Source organism: Vibrio sp. 10N.261.54.A5 (genome assembly GCF_041471145.1).
Taxonomy (GTDB): Bacteria; Pseudomonadota; Gammaproteobacteria; order Enterobacterales; family Vibrionaceae; genus Vibrio; species Vibrio crassostreae_C.
This window is the reverse complement of sequence record NZ_JBFRNU010000007.1, coordinates 22,327-34,715: the sequence shown is the minus strand read 5'-3', so window position 1 is coordinate 34,715 and position 12,389 is coordinate 22,327. Positions and strand designations below refer to the sequence as shown.

The following is a 12,389-nucleotide window of genomic DNA, read 5'->3' as shown; positions in this document are numbered from 1 at the left end:
GTTTCGCATAATAAAGTTATTTGGATTTGATATTGCAGACGGATTATACGCACGGCGAAATCGCTTGGCTACACATTTTTGTACTTTTAATTTGCATTTACCCCCTTGCTATGTATTATATTGCCGCTATCTTCCATACTCACGCCCTGTGAGATTCCAAGAAAGACCTTCCTTCAAGGAAAGATAGTGCTTCTATGACTAATCCAAACATCTTTACTGTTTCTCGCCTCAACTCAGAGGTTCGTCTCCTATTAGAAAACGAAATGGGAATAGTCTGGCTCGTTGGTGAAATCTCAAACTTCTCTGCACCTGTATCTGGTCACTGGTACCTCACGCTTAAAGACTCTCGCGCTCAAGTTAAGTGCGCCATGTTTCGTGGCAATAACCGCCGTGTCACCTTTAAGCCCCAGAATGGTAATCAAGTTCTAGTCAAAGCTCGCCTGTCTCTTTATGAGCCACGTGGTGATTATCAACTGATCATCGAAAGCATGCAGCCAGAGGGTGACGGTAAGCTTCAGCAAGAGTTTGAAAAACTGAAGATGAACCTTGCCGCAGAAGGACTGTTTGCTCAATCAAGTAAGCAAGCTCTTCCTGAACACCCAAAACGTGTTGGCGTTATCACATCTAAAACCGGTGCAGCGCTGTTTGATATTCTTGATGTACTAAAAAGGCGCGATCCTTCGCTACCGGTTGTGGTTTACCCGACCATGGTTCAAGGCGAAGAGGCGGCGATTCAGATTGCCCAAGCGATTGGACGCGCTAACGAACGCAATGAGTGTGATGTGTTAATCGTCGGCCGTGGTGGCGGCTCACTGGAAGACCTATGGTGCTTCAATAACGAGATCGTTGCTCGCACAATTGCAGCAAGCCAGATCCCGATTATCAGCGCAGTTGGCCACGAAGTTGACGTCACTATCGCCGATTTCGTCGCAGATATGCGTGCTCCAACGCCGTCAGCTGCTGCAGAATTGGTTAGCCGTGACAACAGTCATAAAGAGCAAGCTTATGCCTCTAAACGTGCTCGCTTGGTGAGTGCGATTCGTCATGTGTTAATCAAACAAGCACAATCCACTCAAACGTTGAAATACCGCTTAGAGAAGCAACACCCTAGCTACCAACTTCAAAAGCAGAGTCAGCAGCTTGATGACCTAGATATGCGTTTGCGTCGTGGTATGACTCAATACCTAAAACAGCATGCACAGCGTGTTGAACGTAAACAGCACCAGCTTCAATTGAACTCGCCAGTGAAACGCCTTGGCGAACAGAAACTGCATCTGCAACGTTCAGAGCAAAAGCTATTGGATGCAATGGACAAGACATTACTAACCACTCGCCACCAGCTCGCTATGGCTGCAGAGAAGTTAGAGACCGTTAGTCCACTGGCAACCCTAAAGCGTGGCTACAGCATTACTCATTCAGAATCGAGCAAGACGGTATCATCGATTAACGATGTCGAAGTCGGTGAAGTGATAACCACTCAAGTTGAAGACGGTGTGATTGAGTCGCAAGTGACCACAAGAGTGACTAAGAGCGAGCTTTAAGTTCGACCTAACGTTTCAAACCAGAAAGCCCTATCGATAATCGACAGGGCTTTTTAGTATCTAACGCTTTCAAAAAACTAACCTATTCCAACCCTACTCAGTAGTAGAAGGCTCCTTCATGGTTAGCATTCCTTCAGTCACAATAAAGTTGATGATGAAGTCTAGCCCTTGGCTCTCTTTGAGGTTGGTGAACACGTATGGCTTGGTTGGACGCATGCGTTGTGTGTCTTGCTCCATCACCTCAAGTGACGCACCCACATATGGTGCTAAATCGATCTTATTGATAACCAGCAGATCAGAACGCGTAATACCCGGTCCGCCTTTACGTGGGATCTTCTCCCCTTCCGCTACATCAATCACGTAGATGGTAAGATCGGCTAATTCAGGGCTGAACGTCGCACTCAAGTTATCACCGCCACTTTCGACGAATACCACATCGAGGTTCTTATGCAGCTTGGCAAGCTCTTCTACCGCAGCTAAGTTCATCGACGCATCTTCACGGATCGCCGTGTGCGGACAGCCACCCGTTTCAACACCAATAATACGATCTGGTTCTAGAGCCTCTGCTCGCGTAAGTATCTTGGCATCTTCTTGAGTGTAGATGTCGTTGGTTACCACTGCGATATTGAGCTTGTCACGAATCGCTTTACAAAGCACTTCTAATAGCGCTGTTTTACCAGACCCTACCGGGCCGCCAATACCAATTCGAAGTGGTTGCTTATAACTTTCCATTGTCTACTTCCTTATATTCTTTTTGCTACATCGTTCGCGCTAACCGCTACGAACGAAATAGTCGTGTGTATTGTGTTTCGTGCAATGAACTCGCTAATGCCATCGAAGGCGAAAAGCTGCCTATCATCCAATCTTCTATCGTGCGGGCCTTTTCGATCACCTCAGGAAAGGTGTTGGTGATATTAATCAATGCCAACTGACCATCGGTTTGACCTAAAGGCACTAACTTGACCCCTGCGGTAACGATGTTTTCAAGCCAACTCCATAAATAACCCTGCTTGAGGCTCTCTAAATCAATACCCCAATGCTGAGCCGCCATACACATGCCCAACAATTGGTTTGGATGACTATCAACAGAATCCACCAGCGAAATATCGATATCCAAGCGCTTCAACAAGGTGTTCAATGCATGCCCACGCTGCTTCTCTTCCGCTCGCAATTCACTGGTTTCACGGCTTGAGTATAAGTAGTTACACCAATGCTCAATCTCATCGATTTCACCCTTTTCTAGCGCGTGATAAAGACGCTCTAAGATAGGTAATTCCAAAGTTGCGACACTGGAACTGACGATGGTATTAAGCCACTGTTCCATGCTGTTGCGATCGGTCACCCACCCCGCTTCAACCGCTAACTCTAAGCCTTGCGAATAAGTGAACCCACCAATCGGCAACGATGGACTGATCAATTGAAACAGACGATAGACGGCTACATTTTCTGTTGTGGTCATAATCGTGCCCTCAGTCTTCCAGAATCAAATAAGTTCGAGAGCCTACGCGCCTAACAGCAATAGTGCGCTTGCTGAAGCCACGCCGACTGACAACCATTTAGAGTAAACCGCGCGACCAACAAAAGTACCGATAACCATCAGAGCCAAAGCACTGATACTCATGCCTGTTGCGAACTGAGTCAGGTTGCTCGCGGCTTCAACGCCGTGTGCGTAACCATGGAAAAACAACATAGCAATCGAAGCAACTAATACGCTGTTTACACGCTTGGTTGATGGTGAGAATACATGCCATAAACATAAGCTGACGACAAACAGAGAAGCGATAATGGCAGGCTCAACAATCACAGAGAAACCTAGGGCTTGGCCTGCGATAAGCCCTACCACTAAAGACACCAATCCACCGCCAATCAGAGATGCTTTTGTCTTGGTGGAAAATGACAATGCGCCAATTAATAAACCGAAAGCGATCAGCATGATCAGATGATCCATGCCAGTCACAGGGTGAGTTAAGCCAGACATAAACGAGTGAGACTCATGAACTGAATGCGCCCCATGTCCTGGGTGAGCGAAAGCCATCGTTGATGTTGTTAGAGAAGCTATTGTGAAAGTGCATAAGCCTGCAGCTGTTTTAAAGTTCATCGCGAGTTCCTTGCTTTATACCAATCGTAGTAAATAATTGCTCACCCTAGCTTGCTAAAATGCTCGATAACTGCGTTATAATTTTTGATTGTAGAATAACTACTTATCGAAAAATTATGCCTTGTTCTCAAGCCTTTTTTCTGCGCTATTGTTGATCACTTACTTACTGTGATTGGTATTATTGTTATTAATATCGTTGTTATATAAATCGTTTAGTGAGTCATCAATGACTCGATTAATGATGGTGATGATGTCCACCAGAGCGACCGCCATAAGCACCGCCTTCTGGTTCAAACGGTTGTTTCTCAGTGGTCACTTTCGCGCCTAAGCCTTCAACCATTTCATCTAAAACATGGTCGTGTTGATAACGAACCCAACCCGCTTCCACTTGCAGCGGAACATGACGGTTACCAAGGTGATACGCCACTCGCGTTAACAGGAGCAAGTCTTCACAGTAAACAGTCGAAACGGTTTCTGGTGCCGCTTTCACTTCTACGACTAAACCGCATTTACTTGAGAGTTGTTCGCCACCCCGCAAGATATGACCTCGTGGTAGAAACAGTCCGGCATTGCGCCCGTCATCGAGCATCACCTTAAGACGGCTCTTAATGCGGCTATCGATCGGCAGGCTTAAGTAGCCGTCCGGTGCATTTTGTATTTGAGTATTCAGTTGAGTCAGTTCAATCATGCTATTACCTCAATCTCCTTGTGAGATTTATAACGTTTAAATTAGGAGCCTTCAGCCTAAAAGCCCTTAGCTAAGAGCTAGAACAAGAGCCTTCAGCTCAGCGCTAAAATAACAGCCTTCAGCCGAGCTATTAGAATAAAAAATATCTCTGAGCCATTGGCAGCTCTTCTGCAGGCTCACATGTCAGCAGTTCCCCATCGGCGCGTACTTGATACGTCTGAGAATCCACCTCAATTTTTGGCATCCAATCATTGAGCTTCATGTCGGCTTTACTGATATTTCGGCAGTTGCTCACTACACCAATCAAACTCTGCAAACCCAATTGCTTATCGATGTTCTGCGCTTTGGCTTCTTTAGAGACAAACAACATCGATGTGTTTTGACATGCCTTGCCGTAGCTACCAAACATTGAACGGTAATGGACTGGCTGAGGTGTTGGGATTGAAGCATTTGGGTCACCCATCGGCGCCATGGCGATCATGCCGCCTTTCAAAATCACACTAGGTTTCACACCAAAGAAAGCGGGCTTCCACAACACTAAGTCTGCTAATTTCCCTGCTTCGATAGAACCGATTTCATGAGACATACCATGAGTGATCGCTGGGTTGATGGTGTACTTAGCGACATAGCGTCTTAATCGGAAGTTATCGCTGTAGTCTGAATCTTCTTTTAGGCTGCCGCGCTGAACTTTCATCTTGTGCGCAGTTTGCCAAGCTCGAGTGATCACCTCGCCTACACGTCCCATTGCTTGTGAGTCCGAAGCGATCATCGAAAAGGCACCTAAGTCATGAAGAATGTCTTCTGCGGCAATGGTTTCACGGCGGATACGAGATTCAGCAAACGCGACATCTTCAGCAATCGATGGTGACAAGTGATGACAGACCATCAACATGTCTAAGTGCTCATCGACGGTATTGATGGTGTAAGGGCGTGTTGGATTGGTTGAGGAAGGCAAAACGTTCGGCTCACCTGCAGCACGAATAATATCGGGAGCATGACCACCGCCCGCACCTTCGGTGTGATAGGTATGAATCACGCGGTCGCCGATTGCGCCAAGTGTCGATTCAACAAAACCAGATTCATTCAGAGTGTCGGTATGAATCGCTACTTGTACGTCCATCTCGTCAGCCACACTCAAACAGGTATCGATTGAAGCGGGAGTGGTTCCCCAGTCTTCGTGTAACTTCAAACCCACCGCGCCTGCCGCTACTTGCTCACGTAGTGCTTCTGGCTGACTGGCATTGCCTTTGCCTAACAAACCAAAGTTCATCGGGAATTGATCGAGTGACTCTAGCATGCGGTGCATGTTCCAAGGCCCCGGTGTGCATGTGGTCGCGTTAGTACCTGTGTTTGGTCCAGTGCCACCGCCGATCATGGTTGTCACACCTGACGCCAGTGCTTCTTCAATCTGTTGTGGGCAAATAAAATGAATGTGTGAATCAATACCACCAGCAGTCAAGATTGAACCTTCGCCTGCTAAAATTTCCGTGCCCGGGCCAATCACAATATCAACGCCCGGTTGAACATCTGGGTTGCCCGCTTTGCCCAATGCCTGAACTCGACCATCTTTGACTGCGACATCGGCTTTTACGATGCCCCAGTAATCCAACACAATCGCGTTAGTGATCACCAAATCTGGAGTTTCGGCACTTGGACGTTGGCTTTGCCCTTGTCCATCACGGATCACTTTACCTCCGCCAAACTTCACTTCATCACCGTATACGGTGTAATCCTTTTCAACTTCTAGCCATAAATCGGTGTCAGCAAGACGCACTCGGTCACCGACTGTAGGCCCAAACATTTCGGCATAAGCCTGTTTGGATATCGTCGCCATGATCAATCCTTTGTTGTTTTAATTCTTTCTATGGGAGCGCTTAGAGCTTGCCCATCACCTTTCCTTGGAAGCCATAAATCTCTAACTTACCGGCATAACGCACTAACTCGACGCTACGTGACTGACCCGGTTCAAAACGGGTAGCGGTGCCCGCAGGGATATTGAGTCGAAAGCCTTTAGTGGCTTCTCGGTCAAAGATCAGCGAAGGGTTTGCTTCATAGAAGTGGTAATGAGAGCCGATTTGCACGGGACGGTCGCCTATATTTTGAACCTTTACGGACGTCGTGTCTCGGCCTTCGTTTAGAGTGATATCACCGGGAGCGGTTTCTACTTTTCCGGGCACTAAGCCTGAATATTGTTTGGTGGATCCAGCCATATTTCTTCTCCCTACACGATAGGTTCATGAACGGTCACCAACTTGGTGCCATCGGGAAAAGTCGCTTCGACTTGTACATCTGGGATCATGGAAGGGATCCCCTCCATAACGTCATCGACGGTAAGCAGTGTGCGTCCAAAATCCATCAATTCCGAAACGGTTTTCCCCTCACGGGCACCTTCAAGAATGGCACTGCTGATCAGAGCAATAGATTCTGGGTAGTTGAGTTTTAAGCCTTTCTGTTTACGCTGCTGTGCCAGCATTCCTGCGCAGAAGATAAGTAGCTTATCTTTTTCTCTTGGTGTTAATTCCATTTAGCTGCCCGCTGTTAGTGTTGTTTTCTTATTGCTCAGAAACGCATGAGCAGTAAGTGGGATTCAATCACAGCAAGCTTGAAAAAATGTACCGAGGGCCGGAAGTCGCCCTCGGTACAAATAGGGCTAATCGCTAAGTCGCCCAAATCCTTGGTAAATCAGGAGTCGTACCACATAAATGAGAGCGAGTTGCTTGCCAAATCTGACCAAAGGCTTGGAGGATATCTTCACTCCAATTACCCAAGGCTCGCACCACAATCAATCCTTCTATCTGAGTAGCACCCAATATTAATGTGGGTTCACTCGACGTTTTTGATGTAACTGATTGCTGTGAAGCTTGCTGTGTAATAGATATGAGCAAGCTCTGTACCAACTCTAGATCTTGCTTCTCATTTGAGGTGATATAAAAGGTTCCCATCATTGAATAATCAAGTAACCCCATATTTATCATTAACTTATCGCCACCATGAAAATTAAAGCCTTCAGTCAGAAGCCTTTGATTATCAAGATAGATTTCTGTTTTCCCAACGAGATGACCATGCTCGAATCCCTCATTCTGTGCAGGGCGTCCAAAACAGTGCATCTCCCAACCCCAAAACTGTGCACCCTTTTCTAGGCGAATTTCAGTATCTAAACGAACGTGTGCATTCGGGAAAAAGATGTTCTCTTGCGGCATCCATTCCAAGCGTGCATCTTTCTTCACTCGTAGGGTCTGCTTCTGCTTGGCGTACTTGTTGTTTGAGCGATAGAACTTGGTCGCACCGGGTGTGGTAATCAACGCGTGAGCACCGTGCTCAAGATTCACGTTAATATTGAGAGTGTCACCACCTACCACTCCGCCGGGGGGATGGAGTAAGTAGGTGTGACACGTTTCCCCATCAGGATACAGGGGGCGTTGCACCGCAAGCGGACCAGACTGCTGACGATTCTTTAATACGGTTTTATCACCTCGATCGACAAAGGTGAGGTTTAAACTCGCTTGCCAACCATCACGAATATCTTGTTCGATGGTCTCATTCAAAGATAAAGCTTCTACTAAAGAAGCCTTGCTTACTTCATTCGGAGAAAAGAGAGAATTCATACGGTTAGGTACTCCTTTATCAAGGACTCATCGAGCCCTGTCATTTCACCTTCTGCTACTTGGCGTCCACGGTCGATAATGCAAAAACGGTCACCGACCTTTCTTGCAAACGGCAGCTTCTGTTCAACCAACAGAACCGTGAGCCCCATTTTCTCGTTGAGCATGCGAATGATGTCGCCAATCTCTTGCACAATATTGGGTTGAATACCCTCCGTCGGCTCATCCAAGATCAATAGCTTTGGATTAACCACCAGCGCACGCCCAATCGCTAGCTGTTGCTGCTGGCCACCCGATAAATCACCACCGCGACGATGTAGCATCTCTTTTAACACTGGGAAAATATCGAAGATGAATTCAGGGATCTTGCGGTCACCCTTTTTACGAATCGGTAAACCGACCTCTAGATTTTCTTGAACAGTGAGCATTGGGAAGATCTGGCGACCTTGCGGTACATAGCCGATCCCTTGGCGTGGACGGTCCTCGGCATCGGTTTTCAAAAGTGACTCACCCGATAAGGAGATGTCACCGCTTTCAACCTTCACCAACCCCATAATGCATTGCAGTAAGGTGGTTTTACCGACACCATTTCGCCCCATTAGCACCGTGCATTTACCTTCTGGGATCTGCATGTCCAAATCCCACAGCGTGTGGCTCTCACCGTAATATTGATTAACTGATTTAACCTCTAACATCCTATTCTCCGAGATAAACTTGTTTAACTTCTGGGTGAGCCTGCACTTGGTCCATGGTGCCTTCAGCCAGCACATGACCTTGATGAAGTACAGTGACATGGCTTGCGATAGAACGAACGAAATCCATATCGTGTTCAACTACCACAACCGAGTGCTTACCTGCCAGTGAATTGAGTAACTCAGAGGTACGGTCCATCTCTTGGTGAGTCATGCCTGCAACGGGTTCATCCACCAGCAACAACCTAGGGTTTTGCATCAGTAACATGCCTATCTCTAACCACTGCTTTTGTCCGTGAGACAGGTTACCTGCCAAGTTAGCCGCTTCGTCTTTTAAATGGATCAGCTCAAGCACAGAGGTCAATTTGTCTTTCTGTTCACCAGACATCACAGCAGTGAAAGTCGCCCACACTGAACGGTCACCGGCCATGGCCAACTCAAGGTTTTGCCACACGGTTAAGCATTCAATCACAGTCGGCTTTTGGAATTTACGCCCAACGCCTGCATTGGCGATTTCGGCTTCGTTCATCTTCAATAAGTTGATGTTCGAACCCAACCATACTTCGCCAGTATCTGGCTTAGTTTTCCCGGTAATGATGTCCATCATGGTTGTTTTACCTGCACCATTAGGGCCGATGATGCAGCGTAGCTCTCCCTCTTTGATGTAAAGGTTGAGGTCGTTTATCGCTTGGAAACCATCGAAGCTTTTGTTGACGCCTTCGACATACAATAGCACGTTATGTCGAGTATCGATGGCAGGATGAATATCGGGTTTGAGGTAATCAAAGACTTCGTCTCGACGAGTCAACGCCTGAACCGATTCCTTTACGCTATTAAATGTGGTCATGCGATCACCTCCTTGGCCTTGTGCTGATCATCCTTATCTTTATCTTGGTTTTTCCCATTTGATGCCTTGCGCAGCTGCTGCCACTTTTCACTGACAAAGCCAATCACACCTTGTGGGAAGTACATGGTTGAGAGTACGAATAGTCCACCCAGAGCAAACAGCCACACCTCCGGGAACTCAACCGTAAACCAACTCTTGGCGTAGTTGATGATCAATGCACCGACAATGGCACCAAACAGAGTGGCACGACCGCCTAAGGCTACCCAAACCACAATCTCAATCGAGTTAAGAGGAGCAAATTCTCCCGGATTGATAATACCCACTTGAGGGACATATAAAGCCCCGGCAATACCGGCGATAACCGCAGAAAGAACGAAGACCCACAGCTTGATGCCATCGACGTCATAGCCCATAAAGCGAGTGCGTGATTCCGTATCACGAATCGCTAATGCCACACGACCTAATCGACTGGTCACCACCATGCGACAAGCTATGTAGCTGAGAATAAGCGCAATACCAGTCGCGACAAACAGACCTATCTTGACCGCATCACTCTGCAAACTCAGACCGATGATGTCTTTGAAATCCGTCAGTCCGTTGTTGCCACCAAAGCCCATTTCGTTGCGGAAAAATGCCAGCATCAATGCGTAAGTTAATGCCTGAGTCATGATAGAAAGATACACCCCGGACACACGAGAGCGGAAAGCTAAATAACCGAACAAGTAAGCCAATGCGCCCGGCACTAGCACCACCATCAGGCAAGCAAACCAGAACTGGTCAAAGCCCTGCCAGAACCACGGCAACGCAGACCAATCAAGGAACACCATGAAATCTGGTAAGACTGGATCACCATAAACCCCACGGTCACCAATCTGACGCATCAAGTACATGCCCATCGCATAACCACCAAGCGCAAAGAAAGCACCGTGGCCAAGGCTCAAGATTCCGAGATAGCCCCACACCAGATCGAGCGCCAACGCCAACATTGCGTAGCTCAGATATTTGCCCATCAGCGAGATAGTAAAAGTCTCTACATGGAGCGGGTGCCCACTTGGTAACATGGTGTTAGCCAGTGGGATAAGAATAACGGCCGCTAGAATGGCAAGGATGGTCAGTTGGCCACCTTTGTCACCACGCATTGCCGAAAGTACAAATGATTTTGACTGCATGATGTTGTCCTTAACCTTCAGCCGCACGACCACGTTGCGGGAAGAGTCCGCGTGGGCGTTTTTGAATAAATAGAATGATGAAAACCAGTACCAGAATCTTGGCGAGAACCGCACCAGCCCATGGTTCTAAAATTTTATTGAACAGACCAAGGCTTAAGCCTGCGACTAGCGTGCCCCATAGGTTGCCAACACCGCCGAATACCACCACCATGAATGAGTCGATGATGTACGCCTGTCCCATATTAGGGCCAACGTTGGTCAGTTGAGACAGTGCCACGCCTGCAACACCCGCAACGCCAGAGCCTAAACCGAAGGTCATCGCATCAACTCGCTCTGAACGAATACCCATCGCACGAGCCATGCCACGGTTTTGAGAAACCGCACGAACCTGCAAACCTAGTGGTGTCTTTTTCAGAACCATTAATAAGCCCATAAACACCAAACCACAGAAGAGAATGATGTAAAGGCGGTTGTAGGTCAGGGACAACATTGGGTTTAATTGAAGTGCTCCAGACATCCATTCAGGCGTGCTCACTGAGCGGTTCAAAGGAGAGAAAATAGAACGAACAGCCTGCTGCAAGATTAAGCTAATACCAAAGGTCGCGAGTAAGGTTTCCAATGGGCGACCATAAAGATGACGAATCACACTGCGCTCAATCGCAATGCCCACTAAGCCAGAAACAATGAATGCCGCAGGAATGGAAAGTATCAGCGCTAGGCCAATATGATTCGGCATCAACAACTGCAATACATAGGTGGTGTAAGCGCCAATCATGATCAGCTCACCATGAGCCATGTTGATAACGCCCATCACACCAAAGGTAATCGCTAAGCCAATGCCTGCCAGTACCAATACCGAGCCTAAGCTCAAACCGAAGAATACGGTCTCAACGCCCGAATAGAGTGCTTGGCTCTGTTGATAGCTATCAAGAGCACGCTCTGCCGCGGCCAATACTTTTGGATCTTGCTCGCTGTTGAGCAGTTGGTTTAGCGTCCTTAGCACGACGGATTGTTTGAAGTCGCCAACTCGTTCAATTGAAGCCACACGATCTTCAATGGTGGCACTGTTATTAAGAGAAGTGGCAATCGCTAACGACAAATCCATTAGCTCAGCTACTTTGCCATCTGATTCATTGGCTCTGAGTTCAGTTAGTCGTTCGATAATGTCAGCGTCTTTGGTTCCTAACAAATCCAAAACCGCCTTATAACGCACATCAGGGTTGCCGCTGTTCAGTCCAATCGAGGCTATTTCCCCGCGTAATATCCCGCGAAGTTTGTTATTCACACGAACCTTTTTAAACTGTCTCGCATTCTCGATATTAAGCGTTGAATCATCCCATACTGACTGAGCTGACGTCGCTGTTTTGATACTTTGAATGAGGTAGAGCTGTTTGTACTGCTCGCTCTGTTTCTCATTGAAGTAGTAAAGGTTTCCGTTTAACCAGCCATCTAAAATAGCTTTCGACACGTCTCCCGTTTGCGTCTCAATCACCCAATCGATAGCTAATTCTTTATCCGATGTTTTCTTGCCAACTAGCGCCTTGGTAAAGCTAGCTTCATCCGTTATTCCAGCAAAAGCCAACTGAGCACTGACTGCCATGAGCAACAGCACTTTAAATACGTTTAATACGTTTTTCATCCCTGCTTCCTTAACCAACCAAGTTAGATATTGTTATTTTTACTTGGAGGATGTGTGGATAGTGGTTGTTACCTGAAACGATGAGCCTTCCGTTCGCTTCGCCCGTTAAACAG

General features: G+C 47.3%; 13 protein-coding genes. 1 reads left to right on the top strand and 12 read right to left on the bottom strand.

Annotation, left to right across the window (positions count from 1 at the left end; genetic code table 11):
* Positions 1-194 precede the first annotated feature (194 nt).
* On the top strand, positions 195-1,541 hold the full coding sequence (gene xseA, locus AB4329_RS01845) for an exodeoxyribonuclease VII large subunit (RefSeq protein ID WP_017071855.1): 1,347 nt from the start codon (positions 195-197) through the stop codon (positions 1,539-1,541).
* A 93-nt stretch (positions 1,542-1,634) separates the two neighbouring features.
* Here xseA and ureG read toward each other — a convergent pair whose 3' ends face one another.
* From ureG to urtB, 12 genes are all read right to left on the bottom strand, one after another.
* The gene (gene ureG / locus AB4329_RS01840; protein ID WP_017062498.1) at positions 1,635-2,273 is read right to left on the bottom strand and encodes an urease accessory protein UreG; all 639 of its coding nucleotides are present in this window, start codon (positions 2,271-2,273) and stop codon (positions 1,635-1,637) included.
* Between the two features lie 46 nt (positions 2,274-2,319).
* Positions 2,320-3,000, bottom strand: coding sequence for an urease accessory protein UreF (locus tag AB4329_RS01835; RefSeq protein WP_065584651.1), 681 nt, complete (start codon positions 2,998-3,000; stop codon positions 2,320-2,322).
* A 42-nt stretch (positions 3,001-3,042) separates the two neighbouring features.
* Complete coding sequence (locus AB4329_RS01830) at positions 3,043-3,639, bottom strand: HupE/UreJ family protein (RefSeq protein ID WP_372128860.1); 597 nt, start codon at positions 3,637-3,639, stop codon at positions 3,043-3,045.
* A 235-nt stretch (positions 3,640-3,874) separates the two neighbouring features.
* Positions 3,875-4,327 carry an urease accessory protein UreE gene (ureE, locus tag AB4329_RS01825; RefSeq protein ID WP_017062501.1) on the bottom strand — a complete coding sequence of 151 codons (453 nt, stop codon included), beginning with the start codon at positions 4,325-4,327 and terminating at the stop codon, positions 3,875-3,877.
* Positions 4,328-4,457: 130 nt separating this feature from the next.
* Positions 4,458-6,161 carry an urease subunit alpha gene (gene ureC / locus AB4329_RS01820; RefSeq protein ID WP_372137604.1) on the bottom strand — a complete coding sequence of 568 codons (1,704 nt, stop codon included), beginning with the start codon at positions 6,159-6,161 and terminating at the stop codon, positions 4,458-4,460.
* A gap of 40 nt (positions 6,162-6,201) precedes the next feature.
* Positions 6,202-6,537, bottom strand: coding sequence for an urease subunit beta (locus tag AB4329_RS01815; protein ID WP_017069302.1), 336 nt, complete (start codon positions 6,535-6,537; stop codon positions 6,202-6,204).
* Between the two features lie 11 nt (positions 6,538-6,548).
* Positions 6,549-6,851, bottom strand: a complete 303-nt coding sequence (gene ureA, locus AB4329_RS01810; RefSeq protein WP_004735119.1) for an urease subunit gamma — start codon at positions 6,849-6,851, stop codon at positions 6,549-6,551.
* 133 nt (positions 6,852-6,984) lie between these two features.
* Positions 6,985-7,932, bottom strand: coding sequence for an urease accessory protein UreD (locus AB4329_RS01805; RefSeq protein WP_017062504.1), 948 nt, complete (start codon positions 7,930-7,932; stop codon positions 6,985-6,987).
* On the bottom strand, positions 7,929-8,624 hold the full coding sequence (urtE, locus tag AB4329_RS01800) for an urea ABC transporter ATP-binding subunit UrtE (protein ID WP_017062505.1): 696 nt from the start codon (positions 8,622-8,624) through the stop codon (positions 7,929-7,931). The genes AB4329_RS01805 and urtE overlap by 4 nt, the downstream gene beginning before the upstream one ends.
* 1 nt (position 8,625) lies before the next feature.
* Entirely contained in the window at positions 8,626-9,468 is an 843-nt protein-coding gene (gene urtD, locus AB4329_RS01795) for an urea ABC transporter ATP-binding protein UrtD (RefSeq protein WP_372137603.1), read from the bottom strand.
* Positions 9,465-10,637, bottom strand: a complete 1,173-nt coding sequence (gene urtC / locus AB4329_RS01790; RefSeq protein ID WP_017062507.1) for an urea ABC transporter permease subunit UrtC — start codon at positions 10,635-10,637, stop codon at positions 9,465-9,467. The genes urtD and urtC overlap by 4 nt, the downstream gene beginning before the upstream one ends.
* Before the next feature lie 10 nt (positions 10,638-10,647).
* Positions 10,648-12,276: an urea ABC transporter permease subunit UrtB gene (urtB, locus tag AB4329_RS01785; RefSeq protein WP_372137602.1), complete on the bottom strand. Its 1,629-nt coding sequence runs from the start codon at positions 12,274-12,276 to the stop codon at positions 10,648-10,650.
* Between the last annotated feature and the right edge of the window lie 113 nt (positions 12,277-12,389).